Genomic DNA, 21,703 nt, shown 5'->3' with positions numbered 1-21,703 from the left:
GGCTTCGGTCCTCCTACACCACCACCCGGGACACGACCCGCCGTGGGGTCAGGACGACGGATACGGTGAAGTCGACTTTTCCTCTGATGCATCGCGCTCCTGCGGATCGTGCCCGGTGAAGAGATCTGCGAGCATGCGACCAGGAGCATCGAGAACCGGAGATCGGAACAGTGTCCGAACGCCATCAGCCCGCCCTGCGCCATGCCGTGGATGATCTGCCCACGCGCATCGTCAAGCGGCAGGCGGAACGCGCGGGTTGGATCAAGGCAGCCGGCGGGCAGATCTCGCCCGGCCAGGTGCCGGCGCGGCTCTCGGCTGCCCCCGGTCGCGCCCATCGGCGCAATGCGCGGCTGCTCGGGATGATCGCCGCCGGCTTCGCCGCGCTGGGCGCGGTCTCAGCCCTCGTTGCGGAGGGTGACGACGCGCTGGCAATCCTAGTCCTGACGCTGCTGCCGGTCGGGACGGCGGGGGGCGGCGCGCTCTGGCACTTGGCCAAGGCGCGCGTCGCGCCAGCCCGGCTGCGCCTGAGCCTGTCCGAGACCGGCGTTGCCCTCGAAGCGGATGGAAGAGCCTGGAGCATGCCGCTCACGGCCTTCGAGGGCATCGCGCTCCGCTCCTACGTCACCCAGAAGGAGAACCCACGCACGCGCCAGCACAGGACCGTCATCGAGACGAGGGAGCGGAAAGGCGAGGAGATCCGGCTCTACTGGGTCGAACTGACGCACGCCGACCCCGAGCAGTCGATCCCTCTCTGGGCGTCCGACGCCCCCTTCGCATCGGCCGACGGCATCGGCTTCGCGCAGGGCTTCGCGGAGCGGCTCGGCCTCATGTTGCTCTCGACGGCGGGCGTCTCAGCCGTGTGGGAGGATCGACCGCGGCGGCGCTGAACGCTCTCAGACCCCGGAGTTGCGAGCGTGGACCGGCCGCGACCCGGTCCTTCCGCCGGTGCCTAGTAGCCTGCTCTCCAAGGCTCCGGCCTGGAGACCGCCTGTACCGAGTCGCACCTCCTCCGCCAGTTTCCATGCGAGCCGTGCTCCCTGCGCCGCTGCAAGACGGGCGGGCGCTGGCTCAGCAAGGTCGACGCCTTGGCGATGGGGTGCCGGAGACCGTCACCTTTCTGCGCAGGCCAGAGGTTCGGGCTTCCGGTCGGCGAACGGTGTCGCCACGGCGACCTCCAATTCCGGGGCGTCGGGCCAGATCGCCGCAGAGAAAATGGGCGCGCGAAGGCCGGCCCTCAGTCGTAGGTGACGATGCCCGCCGCTACCTCGCGGTCGTAGCCGCGGCTGGCGAGGAGAAGCTGGCGCGTATAGGCCTCGCGCGGTTCCTGGCGGCGCAGCGTGGCCACGTCCATTTCCTCCACCACCTGGCCGCGATTCATCACCGCCAGCCGGTCGCACATATGCGCGATGACGGCGAGGTTGTGGCTGACCAGCAGCAGCGTCAGCCCATGCGCCTGGCGCAGGCGGCGCAGCAGGTTCAGGATTTCCGCCTGCACGCTGACATCCAGCGCCGAGGTCGGCTCATCCAGCAGCAGCACCTTGGGTTCCAGCATCAGCGCGCGCGCGATGGCGACGCGCTGGCGCTGCCCGCCGGAGAGCTGGTTGGGGTAGCGGAAGCGAAAGGCGGGACCGAGGCCCACATCCGTCAGCGCCCGCTCCACCCGCGGCCCCACATCGCCGATGCCCTGGATTTCCAGCGGTTCCGACAATGCGCGGTCCACGGTGTGGCGCGGGTGCAGCGACGCGTAGGGGTCCTGGAACACCATCTGCACCATGCGCGGCAGCCGCGCATCACGGCCCGCCACCGCCACGCCGCCCACCGTCGCCTCGCCGGTCCAGTACGGGTTCAGCCCGGCCAGCACACGCAGCACGGTGGACTTGCCCGAGCCGCTTTCGCCCACCAGGCCGAAGCTCTCGCCCTTGGCCACGGTGAAGCTGACGTCGCGTGCCGCGCGCACGGACCGGGTACCCTGGCCGAAGGTGACGGTGAGGTCCCGCACATGGATCATGCGGTCACTCCTTCAGCCATTCGGGGTCGCGTTGCAGGGTGGGCAGTTCGGCGCGGTCATCGTCGATGCGCGGCAGGCTGTTGAGCAGACCCCGGGTGTAGGGGTGCGTCGCGGCACGCAGGTCCCGTGCGTGGCGTTCCTCCATCACGCGACCGCCGTACATGACCAGAACGCGGTCGCAGAAGGAGGAAACGAGGTCGAGATCGTGGCTGATGAAGATCAGCCCCATGCCGCGCTTGGCCACCAGGTCATCCAGGATGGCCAGCACCTGCATCTGCACCGTGACATCGAGGGCGGAGGTCGGTTCGTCCGCGATCAACAGGTCAGGTTCCGGTGCCAGCATCATCGCGATCATGATGCGCTGGCCCATGCCGCCCGAAACCTCGTGCGGATACAGGCCATACACCCGCTCCGGGTCGCGGATGCGCACGGCCTCCAGCATTTCCAGTGCGCGGCGCTTGGGGTCGCCGCGGTCGCGCACGGCTTCCGCGATCTGCTCGCCCACGCGCATCACGGGGTTGAGCGAATATTTCGGGTCCTGCAGCACCAGGGAGATGCGCTTTCCCCGCAGCGCGCGCATCTCGCGCGGGGAGGCGGTCAACAGATCCTTGCCATCGAAGCGCAGGCGCCTGGCTTCCAGCTTCGCATGCGCCGGCAGCAGCCGCAGCAGCGACCGCCCGGTGAGCGACTTGCCCGAGCCGCTTTCGCCCACGATGCCCAACCGCTCCCGCCCCAGGGTGAAGGAAACCCCGCGCACCGCGTGGAACGGCCCGGTGGGGGTGGGGAAGGTGACGCGGAGGTCCTCGACCTCCAGCAGCGGCGTGCTCATGATTTGCGCGGGTCCAGCACGTCGCGCAGCCCGTCGCCCAGCAGGTTGAAGGCGAGGCTGACGGTGATGATGGCGATGCCCGGGATGGTCGCCACCCACCACTGGTCCAGCACATAGCGCCGCCCTGCCGAGATCATGGCGCCCCATTCCGCCATGGGCGGCTGCGCGCCAAGCCCCAGGAAGCCCAGCCCCGCCGCCGTCAGGATGATGCCCGCCATGTCCAGCGTGACCCGCACCACCAGCGACGCGACACACAGCGGCATGATGTAGGCCCAGAGGATGCGCGCCGTCCGCGCCCCCTGCATCCGCGCCACGGCGATGTAGTCGCTGTTGCGGATGGTGATGGTCTCGGCGCGGGCGATGCGCGCATAGGGTGGCCAGGCGGTCAGCGCGATGGCGATGATGGCGTTCTCGATGCCCGGGCCGAGTGCGGCCACGAAAGCCAGCGCCAGGATCAGGCTGGGGAAGGCCAGGAACACGTCGGTGACGCGCATCAGCACCGTGTCCAGCCAGCCGCCCGCATAACCCGCGGCCGTGCCCACCAGCAGCCCGATGGGCGCCGCGATGGCCGCGACCAGTACCACGATCATCAGCGTGATGCGCGCGCCGTAGACGAGGCGCGAGAAGGTGTCGCGCCCGAACTCGTCGGTGCCGAACCAGTTGCCCGGCGTGCCCGGCGGCAGCAGGCGGCGCGCGAGGTCCTGCGCGTAGGGGTCATGCGTCGCGATCCAGGGGGCGAAGGCCGCCACCACAATCAGCAGCAGCACGATCAGCAGGCCCAGCACCGCAAGCCTGTTACGCTTGAACTGCAGCCAGCCGCGGTAGAATTGCCCCAGCCGCGCCTGGTTGCGGGATGCGGGTGTGTCGGTGAGGAGCTGCGCGCGCCAGGTGGTCGTCGCGCCGGAGGCGCGCGGATTGTTCATTTCGCCCTCGGGTCCATCAGCTTGTACAGCGCGTCCGACAACAGGTTCAGCCCGACGAAAACCGCGCCCACCACCAGCGTGCCGCCCAGCACCGCGTTCATGTCGGCGGCCAGCAGGGCGGTGGTGAGGTAGCGGCCAAGGCCGGGCCAGGCGAACACCGTTTCGGTCAGCACCGCCCCCTCCAGCAGCCGCGCATAGGACAGCGCGATCACGGTGATGAGCTGCACCGAGATGTTGCGCAGCGCGTGCACCCAGATGATGCGCGCCTCGGAAAGCCCCTTGGCGCGGGCCGTCACCACATATTCCTGGCTCAGCTGGTCCAGCATGAAGCTGCGCGTCATGCGCGCGATGTAGGCGATGGAGAAATACCCCAGCACCGCCGCCGGCAGCACCACATGGCTGACGGCGTTCCAGAACACCTCCCACTCGCCCGCGATGGCGGAGTCGATCAGGATAACGCCCGTCACGGCGGGCACGATGTCCTCGAAGAAGATGCCCAGCCGCCCCGGCCCCGCGACCCAGCCCAGGATGCCGTAGAACACCAGCAGCCCCATGATGCCGAGCCAGAAGATCGGCACCGAATAGCCCACCAGGCCGATGACGCGCACCAGCTGGTCCGGCCAGCGATCCTGGTACACGGCGCCGGCGATGCCCATGGGCACGCCCAGCGCCACGCCGATGATGGTGGCGATGGTGGCCAGTTCCAGCGTGGCGGGGAACACCCGCGCGATATCGTCCAGCACCGGCCGGTTGGTGACGAGGGAATTGCCGAAATCCCCCACCGCCATCTTCTGGACGTAGAGCCAGAACTGCACCCAGAGCGGCCGGTCCAGCCCAAGCTCGATGCGCACCGCCTCATAGACGTCACGCGGCGCCTGGTCGCCCACCACGGCCAGCACCGGGTCAATGGGAACCACGCGCCCGATGAAGAAGGTCACGGCCAGCAGGCCCAGCAGCGTCAGCGCCACCTGGAGGGCGAACTCGCCGCCCCGGCGCACGCCCCGCAGCGCGCCGGCCCCGCCCGATGCGACGCTCACCTCAGCCCTTGTTCGCGAGCCAGTAGATGGCCGACAGCCCCGGCGAGCTCGCCATGTAGCCGGTCAGGTTGGAACGATGCGCCACCTGCACCTGCTGCTGCGCGAAGATGGCGAAGGGGGAGGTGTTCATGAACTCCTCCTGGATCTGCCGGTAGATGGCGGCGCGGGCGTTCTGGTCGCGCTCGGTCATCGCGGCCTCGGTGCGGCGGGTCAGCTCGGGAATGTCCCAGCCATTGCGCCAGGTCAGCTTGCCCGGATTGTCGGCGCCCGGCGGATTGTGGGCGAAGCTGTCGGCATTGTAGTGCGGGTCCGGGTAGCCCAGGCCCCAGATGCCAATGAACAGCTGGTGGTTCCGCGCACGGAACTTGGCCAGCACCTGCGCGCCGGTGGCCGGCAGAACTTCCAGCCGCACGCCGCCGCGCGCCATGCTGGCCTGCAGCGTCTGCGCCACGTCGAGCGAGGGGAAGCTGTTGGCGGTGTCGATGGTCAGCGCGATGCCGCTGCCGTGGCCAGCCTCCGCCAGCAGGCGGCGGGCACGGTCGGGGTCGTAGGTGTAGGGCCGCGTGTCCACGGCGCCCAGGATGGCGCGGGGAATGAAGCTCTGGTGCGGAAACACCTGGCCCGGCAGCAGGTTGTTGGCGATGCCGTCATAGTCCACCAGGTACTTCAGCGCCTCCACCACCTTCGGGTTCGACAGCAGCGGGAAGGTCATGTTGGCGCTGAAATACTGGATGGTGCCGCGCGGGAATTCGGCGATGGTGAGGTTCGGCCGGCCGCGCAGGGCCGTGATGTCGGTGGGCGTCAGGTTGCGCGCCACATCCACATCGCCACGCTCCAGCAGCAGGCGCTGCGTCGCGGCTTCGGACACGTGGCGGACGATGACGCGCTGGAGATTGGCGCGGCCGCGCCACCAGCTGTCGTTGCGCTCCAGCGTATAGCTTTCATTGGGCTGGTAACGCCCGATGCGATAGGCGCCGGAGGCCGCGGAGTTGCGGTTCAGCCAGGTGTTGCCCATGTCCTCGCCGGCATTCTGCTGCACCAGCCGGCTGTCCACCACCGAGGCGATGGTGGCGGTGAACAGGTTCTGGATCAGGCTGGGCGCATAGGCACGGTTGAAGGTGACCGAGACGGTGAAATCGCCCAGCTGGCGCACCGTCTCCTCCACGTTTTCGCGCGTCAGGCCGACGCTGCGGTACATGAAGGCGGGCGTGCGGTTGATCAGCAGCGGGCGGCGCAGCGAATAGACCACATCGGCCGCGGTCAGCGCGTTGCCCGAATGGAAGCGCACGCCCTGGCGGATCTGGAAGGTGAAGGTGCGGCCGTCCTCGGAGACGGTGAAGCTCTCGGCCAGGCCCGGCTGAAGCTCGGCGGCGTCCTTCGTCGGGTCCAGCATGAACAACTGGTCATAGACATTCTTCAGCAGGTCGCTGCCGGTCACCTCAAAGGAGTGGTGCGGGTCCAGCGCCACAAGATCGTCGATGGTGCCCGCTATCACCAGCGCGTTGCGGGGCGTCTGCGCCTGGGCGACGCGCGCGCCGGGCACGGCACCCATCACAAGGGCCGCGGCGCCCGCGGAGAGGAGGGTGCGCTTGGAAAGGCTGGTGATCATGCTATGGCTTCCGTCGGGGGACGCCGCATGCGCGCGGCAGCTTGTTACAGTTCACTTATGCATGCCCCGGCGTCAAGCTCCGCCGCGGCCCTTGCGCTGGGGCTCCGGCCTCGACCCTGGGCCATAGGCTTTGCGCGGTGGCTGGCGCCTCCAGCCCCTTCATCTTGGCCAGCTCGCCATAGCGCCGCTGCTGGGCCGCCTCGGCGCTGTCACATAGTCCGGCGAGAGCTTGGCGAAGGGATTCGGCTCGACCGCGGTAGCGCCTGGTGGCCACATGCAACCGCACCGGTTCGGCCACCTGCTGACCGAATTCCTTACCAGCCAGGCATGGCCGAGCTCCTGATGCCGGCCGTCAATGCCGGCATCGGCCGGATTCCCACCCAGGTAAGGCGAGGTCCGTACCCGTGTGGAGGACCGGCCACGCCGTCCCGGCGCCGTCGGTGATCTGGAGCGTGTCGCTAACCGGCTTTGCCGAAGGCGCCTTCCTCGCGGGCCTGGACGAGGTCCTGGTCCCCCAGGCCGATCTCGCGCAGGATCTCGGCCGTGTGCTCGCCCACCATGGGCGGCGGGCGGCGCACCTCGACCGGCGTGGCCGTCAGTGTGAAGGGTGGCGCCACGCCGTGTTCGACATGACCGTCACGCTCCCAGTGCAGCACCGCCCCGGCGGCCTCCAGCTGCGGATGGTCCGCCGCCTGGCCCACATCATGCACCCGCGCGACATTCACCTTGGCCGCGCCCAGACGCCGCAGGATCTCGTCGCAGGTCAGGGCGCTTGTCACCTCCGTCAGCGTCGCCAGAAGCGCCGCCCGGTTGGTGCGGCGGTCCATGGCGGTGAGGTATTCCGGACGCTCCAGCCGCGCCGGATCCAGCGCCCGCGCCAGGCGGCGCCACATGTCGTCGCTGGGCGCGATGATCACCACATCGCCATCGGCGGCGGGGAAGACCTGGTTCGGCACGGTCAGGTGGTTCGCCGTGCCCATGCGCCGGTGCTTGGTCCGCGCCAGCCACCAATCGGTGTAGAAATAGCTCATCAGATGCGCCGAGGATTGCAGCAGGGAGGAGGTGACCTTCTGCCCCTCGCCGGTCTTCGCCCGGTGCAGCAGCGCGGCGAGGATGGCGCTGACCATTCCGAGGCTGCCATGCAGGTCGATGCCCGCGGTGCCGACCCGCACCGGCGGCCTATCCGGCTCCCCGGTCAGGTGCATCAGCCCGCTATGCGCCTGCAGCGCCACGTCATTGGCGCCGAAGTCGCGCAGCGGCCCGGCCTCGCCATAGGCCGAGAAGCCGCAATGGATCAGCCGCGGATTGACCGCCCGCAGATCCTCCCAGCCGAGGCCCCATTTCTCCATCGCGCCGGGGCGGAAATTATGCACCAGCACATCGGATGCGGCGGCCAGCCGTCGGGCCAGCCCCAGGCCGGCGGGCGATTTCAGATCCAGCGCGATGCTGCGCTTGTTGCGATTGAGCGCGAGGAAGGACGGGCTGGCGCCGAGCCGCTCCAGCACCTCCGCCGTCACGCCGAAGCCGCGCGCCTCGTCGCCGCGGCCCGGTTCCTCCACCTTGGTCACCTCGGCACCGAGGTCGCCCAGGATCTGGGTCGCCGCGGGGCCGGCGAAGACGCGGCTGAGATCCAGCACGCGCACGCCATCCAGAACACCGGCCATGGTCAGTGGATCTTGACCGCGGCGGTGCCGACGGTAACCAGCTTGCCGGCGCCATCCTCCGCCCACACCTTCAGCGAAAGCCGCTGTCCCCCCTGCGGCAGGGGCTGGGCGCCTTCCACCCGCAGCACGCAGGTGATCGGCACATCCTCATAGACCGGCGCCACGAATTTCGTCAGCAGCGCGCCGGGGTCTTCCAGCACCTGCGTGCCGAGGCTGCGCAGCAGCAGGTCCAGGATCCAGTTGCTGGTGATCATGCCGTCCGAGATGATGCCCGGCAGGCCTTGGCCTTTCGCATATTCATCATCGTCATGGATGGTGGGTACGCTGAAATGTACGCGCCCGTCATTCGCTTCCACCGTCGGCAGCGCATCGACATACCAGCGCATGCGCTCCCGCGTCATCACGCGCGGGGCGGAGCGGATTTCGTCGCCCGGGTTCAATTCCATCGGGGTCCGGTCCATCACGCGGCATCCTTCGCGGCTTCGCGGTAGGACAGGCAGACCGTGTCGCGATATTCCACCAGCAGGCGGTCGGCGGATTTATCACGCATGGTGATGTCCACATCCATGTATTCACGCCCGCGCTTCATGTAGCGGCTGCGCACCACGCCCTCGACCACCAGGGGCATGCCGGCCCGCAGCGCGCCATGCCAGCGCACGTCGAAGGTGTAGTGCACCCGCGCATTCGGCCCACAGCCATCCGGGCAGTAGATCGTGTAGAAGCGCAGCTTCTCCAGATGCGCCATGGTCGGCGGCACGATGGGGTTCGGGTCGTTCTGGAAGCAGGGCTGGTGCAGCTCGTTCGCGTGGCAGTATTCGCGCACCTGGAAGGGGCTGATGACGACATCCACCGGCCCGAGCCGGTCGCCTTCCTCGAGATCACTGGTGTAGCGGCCGGTGGCCATCCTATTCCCCCTTGAAGACGGGCTTGCGCTTCTCGACGAAGGCGCGCTGCGCCTCCTTCGTATCGGCGCTTTGCGAGAGCTGTTCGGTGACGGTCTGTTCGAAGCGATAGGCCTCGCGATACGGCATGCTCTCCACCACGTTGAAGGACCGCTTGATCTCGCGCACCGCGAGCGGGCTTTTGGCGGCGATCTCGCGTGCCATCTCCAGCGCCGCCGGCAGCAGGGCCTCCGCCGGCAACACCGCCTCGACCAGTCCGAGGCGATACAGCTCGGCCGCCGGCATCTTGCGGCCCGTGAAATACATGGCGCGTGCCTTGGAGCGGGAGAAATGCTCCGACAGCAGCTTGGTGCCGCCGGCCAGCCCCACATCGATCTCCGGCATCTGCACCCAGCAGGTCTCGGCGGCCAGCATCACGTCGCAGGACAGCATCAGCGCGAAGCCTGCGCCGATGGCCGGGCCGTTGGCGGCGCAGATCACCGGCTTCAGGCAATCCATCGGCGCGTAGAAGAATTCCCGCGTCAGCCGGTTGTGGGAGATGTAGTCACCCGGTTCCTGCACCAGGCCGACGCGTTCCTTGATGTCGGCGCCGGCGGAGAAGCTGTTGCCCGCGCCGGTCAGCACCACGCAGCGCACGTCGCGGCGGTCGCTGCAACTGTCGAAGATCCAGGTCAGCTCCTCCCGCAGCCGGCGGTTCTGCGCATTCACCGGCGGGCGGTCCAGCGTGACGGTGGCGATGCCCTCGGCCACCGCCAGGCGGCAGGTCTGCAATTCCATCCCGGTCAATCCAGTTTCACGCCAGCGCGCTCGATGACGGAACGCCATTTGGTTCGGCCGTCGGAGATGACCTGTGAAAGGTCTTCCGGTGTGCCGCCGGATGCCGCCATGCCCATCTCGCGGAAGCGTTCCCGGATGCGGGGCAGGGCCAGCACCTCGTTGAAGGCGGCGTTCAGCCGCTGCACCACGGGCGCCGGCATGCCTGCCGGGCCAAGCATATAGAGCAGCGTGGTGCCCTCATACCCCGCCAGGGTCTCGGCGATGGCGGGAATCTCCGGATGGTCCTCCAGCGGCCGCTCCGTGGAGATGCCGAGCACCCGCAGCCGGCCCGCGCGCACCGCAGGCATCATCGCCGCGAAGCTGTCGAGGCTGGCCTCCACCCGCCCCGCCATCAGATCGGCCAGGGCCTGGCCGGAGCTGCGATAGGGCACATGGGTCATCCGCGTGCCGCTCATGTTCATGAACAGCTCCATCGCCAGGTGGCTGGAACTGCCGGGGCCGGTGGAGGAGAAGCTCAGCCGATCCGGGTTGGCGCGGACATGGGCGATGAATTCCGCCACGTTCTGCACGGGCAGGGACGGGTGCACCACCAGGATGTTCGGCAGGTGGGCGATGTGCACGATCGGCGTGAAGCCGCGTTCCGCGTCATAGGGCAGGTTGCTGTAGAGGAAGGGGTTCGTCATCTGCACGCCGGGGGTGCAGATCAGGATGGTGTAGCCATCCGGCGGCTGCTGCGCGACATGGGCGGCACCGACGGAGGCGGCCTGGCCGGGCCGGTTCTCCACCACCAAGGGCTGGCCGAGGCGGGGCGACAGCTCCTCCACCAAAAGCCGCGCGACGATGTCACTGCCGCCGGCGGGGGCGAATGGCACCACGAAGCGAATAGGCCGGCTGGGAAAGGGCGCAGAGCCCTGGGCCAGGACCGGTGCCGCCAGCGCCAGGCCGGCCCCCATTCCAAGCAACATGCGGCGTTTGGCCTGCATCCTATTGATCCTCCCGAGGGTCAGTCCGGGAAGTCTTGCGACGCGGCGGCGGGGCGGACAACGCTCGGCGGATGAGCAGCATCCTTGCTCTGGATGCAACGCTGAGGCGCCGGCGCACGGCGACATCCTTTCACCTGGCGCAAGGATGCCGTGCTGCGGAGGAACGTTCACCTGTCGCTGCGCAATGCCTAACGTCGCCGCAACCCGGCCGCGCGGCGGCACGGGACGGAGGGGGAAGCACAGATGCCAAAGCTGAGCCGCAGGCAAGCCATTCATCTTGCAGGCATGGCCACCGCCATGCTGGCCACCCCCGCCTTGGCACAGCCCCGATGGCCGGACCGGCCCATCCGTATCGTCGTGCCCTATCCCCCGGCGGGTCGACAGACCCGGTGGCGCGCCTGCTGGCGACCGCCCTGCAGCCCCGTCTCGGCCAGCCCGTGGTCGTGGAGAACCGTGCTGGCGCCGCCGGCTCCATTGGCACGGAGGCGGTGGCGCGTTCGGCACCCGATGGCACCACCTTCCTGTTCCACACCTCGGTCCTGGCGACGGAGCCGAGCTTCAAGCAGAACCTGCCGTATAACGTGCTGACGGATCTTGTGCCGGTATCCCTGCTTGTCACCGGCCCCTACCTGCTCGTGGTCAACCCCGGCCTGCCGGCGCAGAATGTGGGGGAGCTGATTGCCTTCGCCCGGGCGCGGCCCGGCGTGGTGAATTTCGGCTCCGCCGGCACCGGTTCCTCCGGCCATCTGATCGGGGAATTGTTCGCGCTGCGGGCCGGCGTGCAGATGGTGCATGTGCCCTATCGCGGCGGCGGGCCTTCCGTCACCGCGCTGATGCAGAACGACATCCAGTTCATCTTCGACACCATCCCCGGCTCGCGCGGCCTGGTGGAGGATGGCCGGCTGCGGGCGCTGGCGGTGACCAGCGCAGGGCGGGCGCCGCTGCTGCCGCAGGTGCCGACCATCACCGAAAGCGGCCTGCCGGATTTTGCCAACGAGTTCTGGCTCGGCCTGCTGGCGCCGGCGCGGTTGCCCACAGACATCCAGGCGCGCATGGCGGATGCGGTGCGCGAGGCCCTGGCCGAGCCCGCCTTCCGGGACCGGCTGATGGCGCTCGGCATGGTGCCCCGCGGCCTGGGGCCGGACGAATTCGCCACCACGCTGCGCCGCGATATCGCCGAATGGCGAGATGTCATCACGCGCGCGAACATTCGCGCGGAATAGGCCGGGAGACAGGATCATGGAACGCATCACTCTTCCGCGCCGCGGTCTGCTGCTGGGCAGCCTGGCCGCCGCCGCTTCGCTGCGCAGCGGCACCGCGCCCGCCGCAGTGCCGCGCGCGACGGAGCAGGCCCCCGGCTTCTACCGGCATCGGGTCGGTGAGATCGAGGTGACGGCGCTGCTCGACGGCAACCTCGCCTTCCCGGATGCGGCGCTGCCGAACCTGTTCCGGAACTACGACGCGGACACCGGCACGCGGTTGAAGGCGGCAGCCTTCGATGCGCCGGGCGGCGTGCCGTTGGCGGTCAACGCCTTCCTGGTGAACACCGGCACGCGGCTGATCCTGGTGGATGCCGGCGCAGCGGCGGCGCTGGGCCCCAATCTCGGGCAGATTCCGCGCAACCTGCGCGCCGCGGGCGTGGCGCTGGAGGATATCGACGCGATCGTGCTGACCCATCTGCACCGCGACCACGCCGCCGGCATGCTGACCGCCGATGGCGCCGCGCTGTTCCCGCGCGGGGAGGTGCTGGTGGCGGAGGCGGAGGCTGCCTACTGGTCCGATAGCGGGGAGGAGACCCGCGCACCGGCGCCGCTACGCCCCTTCTTCGGTCCGGCCCGCGCCGTGCTGGCGGCCTATGGCAGCCGGGTCCGCCGCATCGCGCCAGAGACGGAAGTGGCGCCCGGTGTCCGCACCCTGGCCATTCCGGGTCATACGCCGGGCCATCTCGGCGTGCATGTGGCCTCGGGCGGCGCGCAGTTCCTGATGTGGGGCGATGTGGTGCATGCGCAGTCGCTGCAGTTCGCCCGGCCGGACTGGTCGATCTCCTTCGATTCGGACCCCGACCTGGCGGCCCGCACGCGCAGCCGCATCTTTGACATGGCGGCCACGGACCGCCTCGTGGTCGCCGGCTCCCACCTCGCCTTCCCGGCGATCGGCCATGTGGCGCGGCGCAGCGAAGGCTACGGCTTCGTCCCCGCCATGTGGCGCTCGCCGCTCTGACGATGGATGAGGCCGGCAAGGCGGCGCTGAAGGCGGAGGTGATCGCGGCACGGCGCTACTGGGCGCCGTTCCATGAAGGCCTGTTGCAGCACGACCCGGCTTTCCTGGAGGCCTATCTGGCCTTCCTGCACGGCCCATGGCGCAGCGGCGCGTTGCCCGCCAAGGTGCGTGAATTCGTCTATATCGCCGCCGATCTGTCCTGCGCGCATCTGTATGAGCGCGGCGCCAGGCGGCACATGGAATTCGCGCTGGAAGCCGGCGCGACGCCGGCCGAGATCCTGCAGGTGATCGAGCTGACCAGCGCGCTCGGCACATGGACCGCGCGCCAGGGCCTGGCGATGCTGGGGGAGGAGGTGGCCCGCGCCGGCCGCCAGCCGCCACTGCCTGTCGCCGCGGAGCATCTGGCGGCGCTGCGCCAGCGGTTTGAGCCGCTGCTGGGCGAATGGCCGGCGGAGGTGGACACCCTGCTTTCCGTCGCGCCGGCCTATGTCGAGGCCTATCTGCTGTTCCTCACCAGCCCGCGCCGCACCGGGCCGCTGGAGCGCAAGGTGGTGGAGTTCATCGGCCTCGCCGTCGCGGCCTCCCCGGCCACGCTGTATGAGCCCGGCATGCGCTTTCACATCCGCCGCGCCCTGGCGGAAGGTGCGGCGCGGGAGGAACTGGCGGAGGTGCTGCAACTCGCCGGCGCCATCTCCATCCATTCCTGCTCCATCGGTGTCCCGGCGCTGATGTCGCTGCTGGAGTCTCCGGATTAGCGGTCCGTATTCCGGAAGGTCTCGACCAGGAAGTCGATGAAGACGCGGATGCAGGCGGAAAGGTGGCGGCTGCGCTGATAGACGGCGAAGACGCCATTCTCGAATTCCAGGTGGCTCGCGCGGTGGTCCGCCAGCAGCCGGACCAGACGGCCCGCGCGGATATCCTCCCGCACCGACCAGTCGGGCATCAGCACCACGCCGAGGCCGGCCAGCGCCGCGGCATGCAATGCCGGCCCGTTATCGGTGGTGAGGCTGCCCGCCACCGGCACCTCCACCGGCGGCCCCTCGGCATGCGCGAAACGCCAGACGGACCGGCCCATGCCGAGGCGGTAGGTCAGGCAGTTCTGCTGCGCCAGGTCGGCCGGGGCCAGGATCGGCGGGCGGCCGGCGAGGTAGGCGGGCGCGGCGCAGACCACCCTTTCGCTGGTGGCCAGGCGCCGCGCGATCAGGGCGCTTTCGGTCAGCTTGCCGATTCGGATATCGACATCGACATTGCGCTCCGCCAGGTCGACCGGATGGTTCGACATGACCAGTTCCACCGAAATCTTCGGATAGGCCTGCAGGAAGCGCGGCAGGTTCGGCATCAGCACCAGCGTGCCGACAAGCAGGCGGGAATGTACCCGCAACAGGCCGGAAGGCTGCTGTTCCCGCTGGCTGACCTCGGCCTGCATTTCCTCGATCTGGTGCAGGATGTTCTCGGCATGGCGCAGGTAGATCTCGCCGGTGCTGGTCAGCGTCATGCTGCGGCTGGTGCGGTTCAGCAGACGCGCGCCGAGTTGTTCCTCCAGCGCCGTGATCTGGCGGGAGACGGAAGCCGGCGAAAGCCCCAGCTTGCGCCCGGCCGCGGAGAGGCTGCCGTGATGCGCGACCGCGGCGAACAGGCTCATCGTGCGCAAGGTTTCCATGGTCTGGCCGGGCTTCTTTTCATTTTCCGTACAGCATTGGTAGCGGAGCGGCCATGGATATCACGCGTCATCGCGGTCCGGGGCGCACGCCACCTTTCGGTCGGTCGCGCCACCGGCGCCTCGAACTGGGGGAGAACGGCAGCGGCTTGCCGGACGGTGCCGCCAGAGTTCGGTGTCAGAGCTTGGGTTGGGGTGAATCGTTTGACGGCAAGCCGCAGGGCCGACCCGCCGGTGTTTTCAAGCTGATGCGGCGGACGGTCCCTGAGCGGCCTCGATGTGCCAAGCTCGCGGCGAGACCTGAGTCCCGCCGCGATGGTGCCGCCGCCGAAGCATTCGCAGCAGCGCCAGGCACTAATCGATGCGGATGCCGCTATCGCGGATGATCGGCGTCCATTTCGTGCGTTCGGCCGCCAGCGCCTCATTCATCTGGTCCGGCGTGCTCCAGCGCGGCTCAAGCCCGTTGCGGTTGAGTACCGCCGTCACATCGGCGTCGCCCAGCGCCACGCGCATCGCGGCGTTCAGGCGGGCGATGGCGGCCTCCGGCGTGCCGCGCGGCGCCATCACCGCGTACCAGGACGGCACGTCGAAGCCCGGCAGGCCCGATTCCGCGACGGTCGGGATGTCCGGCATCAGGCGCGAGCGTTCGAGATGGGGGATGGCCAGGGCGCGCAGCTTACCCTCGCGCACCTGCGGCAGCACCGATGCGGCGGTGGCGAAGGAGTAGTCGATCCGCCCGCCGAGCAGATCCGTCACCACCAGCCCGCCGCCGCGGTAATGCACGGCGGTGGTGTCGATCCCGGCGGTGCGGTTGAACAGCAGCCCCGCGAGATGCGGCCCGCCGGCGATGCCGCTGGTGCCGTAGGAAAGCTGCCCGGGCGCCGCCTTGGCCGCGGCAACCAGTTCGGCCACGTTGCGCCACGGCCGGTCGGGCGGCAGCACCAGCATGTTGAACAGGTCGACCGCCACCGAGACCGGCACCAGGTCGCGCGCCGGGTCGACCGGCAGGCGGATCACCATCGGGCTGACCACCAGGGCGCCCAGCGTCGCGAGCAGCAGCGTGTGGCCATCGGCCGGGCTGCGGGCCACCACCTCGGTCGCGATGTTGCTGCCCGCGCCGGGGCGGTTCTCGACGATCACGGGCTGGCCCAGCACCTCACCCATTTTCGGCGCGATGGCGCGGGCGGAGATGTCGGTCGCCCCACCCGGCGTGAAGCCGACGATGAGGCGCAGCGGGCGGGACGGAAACCCCTCCTGCGCCAGGGCGGGGGCGGCAAGCGGCAGGGCGGCGGCACCCAGCAGGGCGCGGCGGCTGAAGGCAGTCGGGGTCATGTCGTTTCGTTCCCAGGTGATGATTGTTGACAGTCTTATCGCACAAACTGCGCGGGGGGCGAAACCGCCTTCCGCCAGGCTTGTGCCGCGATCCCGGCATAGACCGTGGCGGGTTGACAGGAGTTGAAGCCCCGGTGCCATCATCCGTGCACCTGCTGGCAGGTTTGTCGTGCAGCGATCCCAGGACCTGGAACGGGCGGCACCCATGATCACTTGCGCGACTGAGGGGCCGTGCCCGCAATCCACCGCACGATCCGGCGCGACTGGCGCCCGCCTGGCGGCAGCCTGACATGCGGGTTGCCGTCGCAAGCTTCGAATACGAAGGCAACAGCCTGTCGCTCCGCGTCGAGCGTCGCGCCGACTTCGCGCGCATCGGCATCCACGAGGGCGCCGCGCTGCCGCAGGCCATGGAGGGCAAGGACCTGGCGCTGACCGGCGCAATCCACGCGCTGCGCGATGCGGGGGCCGAACTCGTGCCGATCTTTGCCGCCAAGGGCGGTGCGGGCGGGCATGTCGAGGATGCGTTCTTCCACGAGGCGCGCGATCGCATCGTCGAGGGCATCGCCGCCGCGCTGCCGCTGGATGGCGTCTATCTCGCCATGCACGGCGCCATGATCTGCGCCGAGGAGAAGGACCCGGAAGGTGCGGTGCTGGCGGCGTTGCGCGCGCGTATCGGGCCAGGCATCCCGATCGCCATCAGCCTGGACCTGCATGCCCATGTGACGCCGCGCATGGTGGCCGCGGCCGACATCGTCGTGGGCTATGAGACCTACCCGCATGTCGATGCCTACCAGACCGGCGGCCGCGCCGCCGGCTTGCTGGTGCGCGCGCTGCGCGGCGAGATCCGCCCCGTCACCCGCATGCGGAAATACAACGCCATCGTGCCGGTGCTCGGCGGCGCCACGCTGGGTGATGCGCCGATGGCGCATGTCGCCGCCCATGCCCGGGCGCTGGAGCAAGCCGGGCGGGCGCTTTCGGTCAGCTATTTCCCGGTGCAGCCCTGGCTGGACATGGCGGATGTCGGCATCACCGGCCTCGCGGTCACCGATGCGGACCCGGCGGGGGCGGCGGCGGTGGCGCAGGACATCCTCGATGACATGTGGCGGCGCCGCCGGGATTTCGAACTGCCGGCGATGACCCCCGCCGAGGCGGTGCGCGCCGCCCTCGCGCTGCCGGGCCGCACCCTGCTGATCGACGCGCCGGATGCGATTGGCGGCGGCGCCTCGGGCGACAGTCCCGCGCTGCTGGCGGCGCTCCTCGATGCGGCGCCGGAGGTGGATGCCGCGCTGGCCATCGTGGACCCGGCCGCCGCCGCGCGGGCCTTCGAACTGGGCGAAGGCGCGGAAGCCGCCTTCGCCGTCGGCGCCTGGCAGGACCGCCGGTGGTTCAAGCCGGTGAATCTTGTGGCGCGGGTGGAACGGCTTTGCGAGGGCAGCTTCACCTATCGCGGCGGCCCGGCCTCCGGCGCGCGGGCGAGGCTCGGCCCCTCGGCGGTGTTGCGGGTGGGCGGGCTGCGCCTGCTGGTGGCCAGCCACGCGGTGTATGAGCATCTGGACGAGCACTACGCGGCCTGCGGCATTGACATCGCCCGCTGCAAGCTTGTCTCCTTCAAGAACCTGATGAACTACCGGAAGCTGCTGGACCCCGGCACAGGCTTCATCGCGCTGCACGGCCCGGGCGCCACGCCGCTGCGCCTGCAGGATGTGGCCTGGGAACATCGGCGCCGTCCCTTCTGGCCGGCCGACGACATGCCGGTGCCAGATGCGCTGAGCTGAGCACACCCAAAGGACACGGCAGAATGATCCCACGCAGAACCCTCCTCGCCACGGCCGCCGCCGCGCCGCTGCTGTCCATGCCCGCCTTGGCGCAGGGAAGGGCGCGGACGCTGCGCTATGTGCCCAGCTCCAACCTCACTCTGCTGGACCCGATCTTCACGCCGGCCGCGGTCACCCTCGCGCATGGCTATTGCGTGTTCGACACGCTGTACGGGGTGGATGCGGAGCTTCGGCCGGTGCCGCAGATGGCCGCCGGCCACAGCGTCTCCGCCGATGGCCTGACCTGGGAGATCACGCTGCGCGACGGCCTGCGCTTCCATGATGGGGAGCCGGTGCGCGCACGGGATTGCGCTGCCAGTCTCAACCGCTGGTCGAAGCGCGACAGCTTTGGCCAGGCGCTCGGCGCCGCGACGGAGAGCTTCGGCGCGCGTGACGACAAGACCATCGTCATCAAGCTGACCCGCCCCTTCGGCCGGCTGCTGCACGCCATCGGCAAGCCGCATTCGTCCCCCGCCTTCATCATGCCGGAACGCCTGGCGCAGACCAGCCCGACGACGCAGGTGACGGAGATGGTGGGCTCCGGCCCGTTCCGCTTCGTGCGCGGCGAATATGTCTCCGGCGCCCGCATGGTCTACGAGAAGTTCGCCGACTATGTGCCGCGATCCGAGGCGCCGGCCTGGACCTCGGGCGGCAAGGTGGTGCATTTCGACCGTCTGGAATGGCAGATCCTGCCGGACCCGGCGACGGCGGCGGCGGCGATCCAGGCCGGCGAGGTCGATTGGCTGGCGGCCGTGCTGCCGGAACTGGCGCCGCTGGTGGCGCGCAACCGGCAGGTGGAGCTGTTCCGCGGCGACCCCTTCGGCGTCGTCTCCGTGCTGCGCTTCAACCATCTGACCGCGCCCTTCAACAATGTGGCACTGCGCCGGGCGGTGCTGCGGGCCATCGACCAGACGCCGTTCATCCAGGCGATCACGGCGGATCCCGCGAATGGCCAGGTCTGCCGGTCCATGTTCCCCTGTGGCATGCCGGGCGTCGTGGAACTCGGCGCCGATGTGATGGGCTCGCTGGATATCGCCCAGGCGCGGCAGGCGGTGCTGGATGCCGGCTACAAGGGCGAGAGGATCGTCCTGCTGAACCCGACCGACCAGCCCACGATCAACGCGCATGGCGTGCTGACGGCGGATCTGCTGCGGCGGATCGGCATGAATGTGGATCAGCAGGATCTGGATTGGGGCACGGTGGTGCAGCGCCGCATCTCGAAGGCCCCGGTCGAGAATGGCGGCTGGAGCATCGCCTGCACGAACTGGCCCGCGATCTCGATCGACAATCCCGCCACCAACACCACCACGCGCGGTGTCGGCGATGCCGGCTGGTGGGGCTGGTTCCATGATCCGGCAACCGAGGAGCTGGTGCAGAAATGGCTCAGCGCCACCGCGCCGGAGGAGGCGGATTCGCTGTTCCGGGCCGCGCAGGCGCGGGCGCTCGAAATGGTGCCGACCATTCCGCTGGGCCAGACCTACTCGGACGGCGCCATCCGGAAGGACATCCAGGGCGCGCTCAATGCCTCGGTGAACCTGTTCTGGAATGTGCGGCGGGTGTGAATTCAGGCCGGGGGGGTCAGGCGGATATCCGCGGTGCGGGCATGCGCCTCCATCCCCTCCAGCCGTGAGATGCGGGCGGTCGCCTCGGCCACCGGCCGCGCCGCCTGCGCGGTGCTGCGCTGCCAGGTGACGGTCTTGAGGAATTTGAACACCGACAGGCCACCGGTGTAGCGCGCGGCCCCCGAGGTCGGCAGCACATGGTTCGGCCCGGCGGCCTTGTCCCCGAAGGCCACCGTGGTTTCCGCGCCGAGGAACAGCGACCCATAGGCGGTCAGGCGCGCGAGCCACCAATCCAGGTCCCGCGCCTGCACATGCAGATGCTCCGGCGCGTAGCGGTCGGCGAGCAGCGCCATTTCCTCCCGCGTGTCGCACAGCGTCACCTCGGCCATGCGGTCCCAGGCGGCGTGGGCGGAGGCGGCGTTGGCGGCGGGCAGGGTCTTGATCAGCGCCGGGATCATCCCGATCACGGCCTCCGCCAGCCCCCGGTCATCGGTGACCAGCCAGACCGGGCTGTCGGCGCCATGCTCCATCTGGCCGACCATGTCCCAGGCGACCGTGGCGGCCGCGGCGGAATCGTCGGCGATGATCAGGGAATCCGTCGGGCCGGCCACCATGTCGATCCCGACCCGGCCGAACAATTGGCGCTTCGCCTCCGCCACCCAGGCATTGCCCGGCCCGGCCAGCACATCCACCCGTGGCAGTCCGAAAAAGCCGAAGGCGAGGCTCGCCATCGCCTGCACCCCGCCCATGCACAGGATCCGGTCGGCGCCGGCCAGCCGCATGGCGAACACCATCTCATCGGCCAGACCCTGCGCCCCGCGTGGCGGTGAGCAGGCAATGACATGCCCGACCCCGGCAGCGCGTGCCGTCGTCACCGTCATCAGCGCGGAGGCGACATGGCTGAACCGGCCGCCGGGCGCATAGCAGCCCGCCGCGGCCACCGGGATCGATCGCTGGCCGGCCCGAAAGCCCGGCGCCATCTCGATGTCCATATCGGTGAGGGTTGCCCGCTGTGCCTCCGCGAAGCGCCGGATATTGCCGTGGGCGAAGCGCAGATCGGCCTGCACCTGCGGATCGACGCGCGCCGAGGCCGCCGCGATCTCGGTCTCGGACAGCACGGGGTCGCCCTGCCAGCCATCGAGGTCGCGCGCATAGGCAAGCGCCCGCGCCGCGCCACCGGCCTCGATCTCGCGCAGCATCCCGGCAACCGCTTCCGGCACGGCCATGCTGTGCTCGCGGCCCGGTGGGGTCGCGGATTTCAGGCGAAGGAGGGTCATGGCGGATGGCCTGGTCGATGCCCCGGCAGGCTACACCACGACCAGCGGGGCGACGAGCGGCAGGACGGGCCCGATGGCCCCGCCCGGTTTGCCCGACACGACGCCGCTCGCTATCAGTATCGAAAGACAGCGGCGGGAGTCCGAGATGTCCGGTGCCCACGCCACCTGCCGCGCCGAGGCCGCGCGGGGCGGCCTTGTCGCGATGCGCTCCGCTTCCGTGGCGGCCTTGCGCCCGGCCACCGGCCGCCACGCCGCATGACCGCATCACCCTGTTCGGCCCTGTGGTGGGGCGCCGCCATCGGCCTGCTGGGCGGGCTGATCGGCCTCGGCGGCGCCGAGTTCCGGCTACCGGTGCTGCTGGGCCTGTTCGCGCTGGCGGCGCATCCGGCGGTGCGGATGAACCTGCTGATGAGCCTCGTCACGCTCGCAGCCGCCGCGGTGGCGCGCTTCGGCCTTGCCAGCTTTCCGGACCTCGCCGCGCATCTGCCGGAGATTGCCGCGCTGACCGTCTTCGCCATGGCGGCCGCCTGGTTTGGCGCCGGGTTGCTGGCGCGCATCGACGCGCATCGCCTGACACGGCTGATCGCGGGGCTGCTCGCCGCCATCGGCCTGCTGCTGCTGGTCGAGGCCGTGGCCGGGGAGGCATTGCACCTCGGCGCCGCACCTGGCGGCTGGTGGCGGCCGGTGGCGGGGGCCATCGCCGGGGTGGGGATCGGGCTGGTGTCCTCGCTGCTCGGCGTGGCGGGCGGCGAGCTGATCATCCCGACGCTGATCTTCGGCTTCGGGCTGGATATCCGCACCGCCGGCACGGCGAGCCTGATCATCAGCCTGCCGGCCGTCGCGGTCGGCGTGGCCCGCCATGCGCGCGCTGGCGGCTATCGCGATCGTGTCGCGCTTCTGGGCATCGGTGCCCCGATGGCGGCGGGGTCGGTGCTGGGCGCGATGGCAGGCGCGGCGCTGTTGCCCTTCGTGCCGGCAGGCGCGCTCAAGCTGTTGCTCGGAGCCATCCTGCTGGCCTCCTCGGTCAAGCTCTGGCGCAAGGGCGCGGCGGTGGCGGCAGGATGAGGGGCGGGTCCTGATCCCCGCGTCGCAGCTTCGGCAGCGGCTTG

At 69.7% G+C, this 21,703-nt stretch carries 21 protein-coding genes; 8 read left to right on the top strand and 13 right to left on the bottom strand.

The genetic code is table 11. The annotated features are described in order from the left end of the window. The first annotated feature begins 170 nt into the window (after positions 1–170). Positions 171–887, top strand: a complete 717-nt coding sequence (locus Q8S40_RS09015) for a hypothetical protein (RefSeq protein WP_304810452.1) — start codon at positions 171–173, stop codon at positions 885–887. Between the two features lie 347 nt (positions 888–1,234). Here the strand turns inward: Q8S40_RS09015 and Q8S40_RS09010 are convergent, their stop codons facing one another. The 10 genes from Q8S40_RS09010 to Q8S40_RS08965 all read right to left on the bottom strand — a co-directional run bounded on the left by Q8S40_RS09010 (position 1,235) and on the right by Q8S40_RS08965 (position 10,714). Then, positions 1,235–2,008, bottom strand: coding sequence for an ABC transporter ATP-binding protein (locus Q8S40_RS09010; RefSeq protein ID WP_305670113.1), 774 nt, complete (start codon positions 2,006–2,008; stop codon positions 1,235–1,237). Positions 2,009–2,012: 4 nt separating this feature from the next. Next, positions 2,013–2,837: an ABC transporter ATP-binding protein gene (locus Q8S40_RS09005; RefSeq protein ID WP_305670112.1), complete on the bottom strand. Its 825-nt coding sequence runs from the start codon at positions 2,835–2,837 to the stop codon at positions 2,013–2,015. Then, the gene (locus Q8S40_RS09000) at positions 2,834–3,760 is read right to left on the bottom strand and encodes an ABC transporter permease (protein WP_305670111.1); all 927 of its coding nucleotides are present in this window, start codon (positions 3,758–3,760) and stop codon (positions 2,834–2,836) included. Before Q8S40_RS09000 ends, Q8S40_RS09005 begins: the two co-directional genes overlap by 4 nt. Next, positions 3,757–4,797: an ABC transporter permease gene (locus Q8S40_RS08995; protein ID WP_371136820.1), complete on the bottom strand. Its 1,041-nt coding sequence runs from the start codon at positions 4,795–4,797 to the stop codon at positions 3,757–3,759. The genes Q8S40_RS09000 and Q8S40_RS08995 overlap by 4 nt, the downstream gene beginning before the upstream one ends. A 1-nt stretch (position 4,798) precedes the next feature. After that, complete coding sequence (locus Q8S40_RS08990) at positions 4,799–6,406, bottom strand: ABC transporter substrate-binding protein (protein WP_305670110.1); 1,608 nt, start codon at positions 6,404–6,406, stop codon at positions 4,799–4,801. A gap of 458 nt (positions 6,407–6,864) precedes the next feature. Beyond that, the gene (locus Q8S40_RS08985; RefSeq protein ID WP_305670109.1) at positions 6,865–8,070 is read right to left on the bottom strand and encodes a CaiB/BaiF CoA-transferase family protein; all 1,206 of its coding nucleotides are present in this window, start codon (positions 8,068–8,070) and stop codon (positions 6,865–6,867) included. A 2-nt stretch (positions 8,071–8,072) separates the two neighbouring features. After that, entirely contained in the window at positions 8,073–8,531 is a 459-nt protein-coding gene (locus Q8S40_RS08980) for a MaoC family dehydratase (protein WP_305670108.1), read from the bottom strand. Then, positions 8,531–8,974, bottom strand: a complete 444-nt coding sequence (locus Q8S40_RS08975) for a hypothetical protein (protein ID WP_304813816.1) — start codon at positions 8,972–8,974, stop codon at positions 8,531–8,533. The genes Q8S40_RS08980 and Q8S40_RS08975 overlap by 1 nt, the downstream gene beginning before the upstream one ends. A 1-nt stretch (position 8,975) precedes the next feature. Further along, complete coding sequence (locus Q8S40_RS08970; protein WP_304813817.1) at positions 8,976–9,749, bottom strand: enoyl-CoA hydratase/isomerase family protein; 774 nt, start codon at positions 9,747–9,749, stop codon at positions 8,976–8,978. Positions 9,750–9,754: 5 nt separating this feature from the next. Next, positions 9,755–10,714: a tripartite tricarboxylate transporter substrate binding protein gene (locus tag Q8S40_RS08965; protein WP_305670107.1), complete on the bottom strand. Its 960-nt coding sequence runs from the start codon at positions 10,712–10,714 to the stop codon at positions 9,755–9,757. A gap of 407 nt (positions 10,715–11,121) precedes the next feature. Here Q8S40_RS08965 and Q8S40_RS08960 point away from each other — a divergent pair, with 407 nt between their 5' ends. From Q8S40_RS08960 to Q8S40_RS08950, 3 genes are read left to right on the top strand one after another with little or no spacing between them, the layout of a single operon-like run. Continuing rightward, positions 11,122–11,955: a tripartite tricarboxylate transporter substrate binding protein gene (locus tag Q8S40_RS08960; RefSeq protein ID WP_305670106.1), complete on the top strand. Its 834-nt coding sequence runs from the start codon at positions 11,122–11,124 to the stop codon at positions 11,953–11,955. Positions 11,956–11,971: 16 nt separating this feature from the next. Continuing rightward, positions 11,972–12,952, top strand: coding sequence for an MBL fold metallo-hydrolase (locus Q8S40_RS08955; protein WP_305670105.1), 981 nt, complete (start codon positions 11,972–11,974; stop codon positions 12,950–12,952). A gap of 2 nt (positions 12,953–12,954) precedes the next feature. Next, the gene (locus tag Q8S40_RS08950; RefSeq protein WP_305670104.1) at positions 12,955–13,707 is read left to right on the top strand and encodes a carboxymuconolactone decarboxylase family protein; all 753 of its coding nucleotides are present in this window, start codon (positions 12,955–12,957) and stop codon (positions 13,705–13,707) included. Here the strand turns inward: Q8S40_RS08950 and Q8S40_RS08945 are convergent. Both Q8S40_RS08945 and Q8S40_RS08940 read right to left on the bottom strand, forming a co-directional pair. Continuing rightward, positions 13,704–14,594: a LysR family transcriptional regulator gene (locus Q8S40_RS08945; RefSeq protein WP_305670103.1), complete on the bottom strand. Its 891-nt coding sequence runs from the start codon at positions 14,592–14,594 to the stop codon at positions 13,704–13,706. The genes Q8S40_RS08950 and Q8S40_RS08945 overlap by 4 nt on opposite strands. Positions 14,595–14,963: 369 nt before the next feature. Then, positions 14,964–15,941 (bottom strand): tripartite tricarboxylate transporter substrate binding protein, encoded by a 978-nt coding sequence (locus Q8S40_RS08940; protein ID WP_305670102.1) that lies wholly within the window; start codon positions 15,939–15,941, stop codon positions 14,964–14,966. 290 nt (positions 15,942–16,231) lie between these two features. Between Q8S40_RS08940 and Q8S40_RS08935 the strand changes: the two genes are divergently transcribed. Then, complete coding sequence (locus Q8S40_RS08935) at positions 16,232–17,716, top strand: M81 family metallopeptidase (RefSeq protein WP_305670101.1); 1,485 nt, start codon at positions 16,232–16,234, stop codon at positions 17,714–17,716. A gap of 23 nt (positions 17,717–17,739) precedes the next feature. Beyond that, positions 17,740–19,317: an ABC transporter substrate-binding protein gene (locus Q8S40_RS08930; RefSeq protein WP_305670100.1), complete on the top strand. Its 1,578-nt coding sequence runs from the start codon at positions 17,740–17,742 to the stop codon at positions 19,315–19,317. A gap of 2 nt (positions 19,318–19,319) precedes the next feature. Here the strand turns inward: Q8S40_RS08930 and hisD are convergent, their stop codons facing one another. Further along, on the bottom strand, positions 19,320–20,594 hold the full coding sequence (gene hisD, locus Q8S40_RS08925) for a histidinol dehydrogenase (protein ID WP_305670099.1): 1,275 nt from the start codon (positions 20,592–20,594) through the stop codon (positions 19,320–19,322). Here hisD and Q8S40_RS08920 point away from each other — a divergent pair. Together Q8S40_RS08920 and Q8S40_RS08915 are read left to right on the top strand one after the other, a co-directional pair. Then, positions 20,593–20,853: a hypothetical protein gene (locus Q8S40_RS08920; RefSeq protein ID WP_305670098.1), complete on the top strand. Its 261-nt coding sequence runs from the start codon at positions 20,593–20,595 to the stop codon at positions 20,851–20,853. The two genes, hisD and Q8S40_RS08920, sit on opposite strands and share 2 nt — an antisense overlap. Then, on the top strand, positions 20,850–21,659 hold the full coding sequence (locus Q8S40_RS08915; RefSeq protein ID WP_305670097.1) for a sulfite exporter TauE/SafE family protein: 810 nt from the start codon (positions 20,850–20,852) through the stop codon (positions 21,657–21,659). The genes Q8S40_RS08920 and Q8S40_RS08915 overlap by 4 nt, the downstream gene beginning before the upstream one ends. Positions 21,660–21,703: the final 44 nt, after the last annotated feature.

The sequence above is a fragment of the Falsiroseomonas sp. genome (assembly GCF_030695085.1).
Classification (GTDB): domain Bacteria; phylum Pseudomonadota; class Alphaproteobacteria; order Acetobacterales; family Acetobacteraceae; genus Falsiroseomonas.
Note: the sequence above shows the minus strand (reverse complement) of the source record. Positions and strands in the feature narration are given on the sequence as shown.

Coding starts and splice junctions, on each gene's coding strand:
- Q8S40_RS09010 (WP_305670113.1), bottom strand. CDS start 2,008: ATGATCCATGTGCGGGACCTCACCGTCACCTTCGGCCAGGGTACCCGG.
- Q8S40_RS09005 (WP_305670112.1), bottom strand. CDS start 2,837: ATGAGCACGCCGCTGCTGGAGGTCGAGGACCTCCGCGTCACCTTCCCC.
- Q8S40_RS09000 (WP_305670111.1), bottom strand. CDS start 3,760: ATGAACAATCCGCGCGCCTCCGGCGCGACGACCACCTGGCGCGCGCAG.
- Q8S40_RS08990 (WP_305670110.1), bottom strand. CDS start 6,406: ATGATCACCAGCCTTTCCAAGCGCACCCTCCTCTCCGCGGGCGCCGCG.
- Q8S40_RS08985 (WP_305670109.1), bottom strand. CDS start 8,070: ATGGCCGGTGTTCTGGATGGCGTGCGCGTGCTGGATCTCAGCCGCGTC.
- Q8S40_RS08980 (WP_305670108.1), bottom strand. CDS start 8,531: ATGGACCGGACCCCGATGGAATTGAACCCGGGCGACGAAATCCGCTCC.
- Q8S40_RS08975 (WP_304813816.1), bottom strand. CDS start 8,974: ATGGCCACCGGCCGCTACACCAGTGATCTCGAGGAAGGCGACCGGCTC.
- Q8S40_RS08970 (WP_304813817.1), bottom strand. CDS start 9,749: ATGGAATTGCAGACCTGCCGCCTGGCGGTGGCCGAGGGCATCGCCACC.
- Q8S40_RS08965 (WP_305670107.1), bottom strand. CDS start 10,714: ATGTTGCTTGGAATGGGGGCCGGCCTGGCGCTGGCGGCACCGGTCCTG.
- Q8S40_RS08955 (WP_305670105.1), top strand. CDS start 11,972: ATGGAACGCATCACTCTTCCGCGCCGCGGTCTGCTGCTGGGCAGCCTG.
- Q8S40_RS08950 (WP_305670104.1), top strand. CDS start 12,955: ATGGATGAGGCCGGCAAGGCGGCGCTGAAGGCGGAGGTGATCGCGGCA.
- Q8S40_RS08945 (WP_305670103.1), bottom strand. CDS start 14,594: ATGAGCCTGTTCGCCGCGGTCGCGCATCACGGCAGCCTCTCCGCGGCC.
- Q8S40_RS08940 (WP_305670102.1), bottom strand. CDS start 15,941: ATGACCCCGACTGCCTTCAGCCGCCGCGCCCTGCTGGGTGCCGCCGCC.
- Q8S40_RS08935 (WP_305670101.1), top strand. CDS start 16,232: ATGCGGGTTGCCGTCGCAAGCTTCGAATACGAAGGCAACAGCCTGTCG.
- Q8S40_RS08930 (WP_305670100.1), top strand. CDS start 17,740: ATGATCCCACGCAGAACCCTCCTCGCCACGGCCGCCGCCGCGCCGCTG.
- Q8S40_RS08920 (WP_305670098.1), top strand. CDS start 20,593: ATGGCGGATGGCCTGGTCGATGCCCCGGCAGGCTACACCACGACCAGC.
- hisD (WP_305670099.1), bottom strand. CDS start 20,594: ATGACCCTCCTTCGCCTGAAATCCGCGACCCCACCGGGCCGCGAGCAC.
- Q8S40_RS08915 (WP_305670097.1), top strand. CDS start 20,850: ATGACCGCATCACCCTGTTCGGCCCTGTGGTGGGGCGCCGCCATCGGC.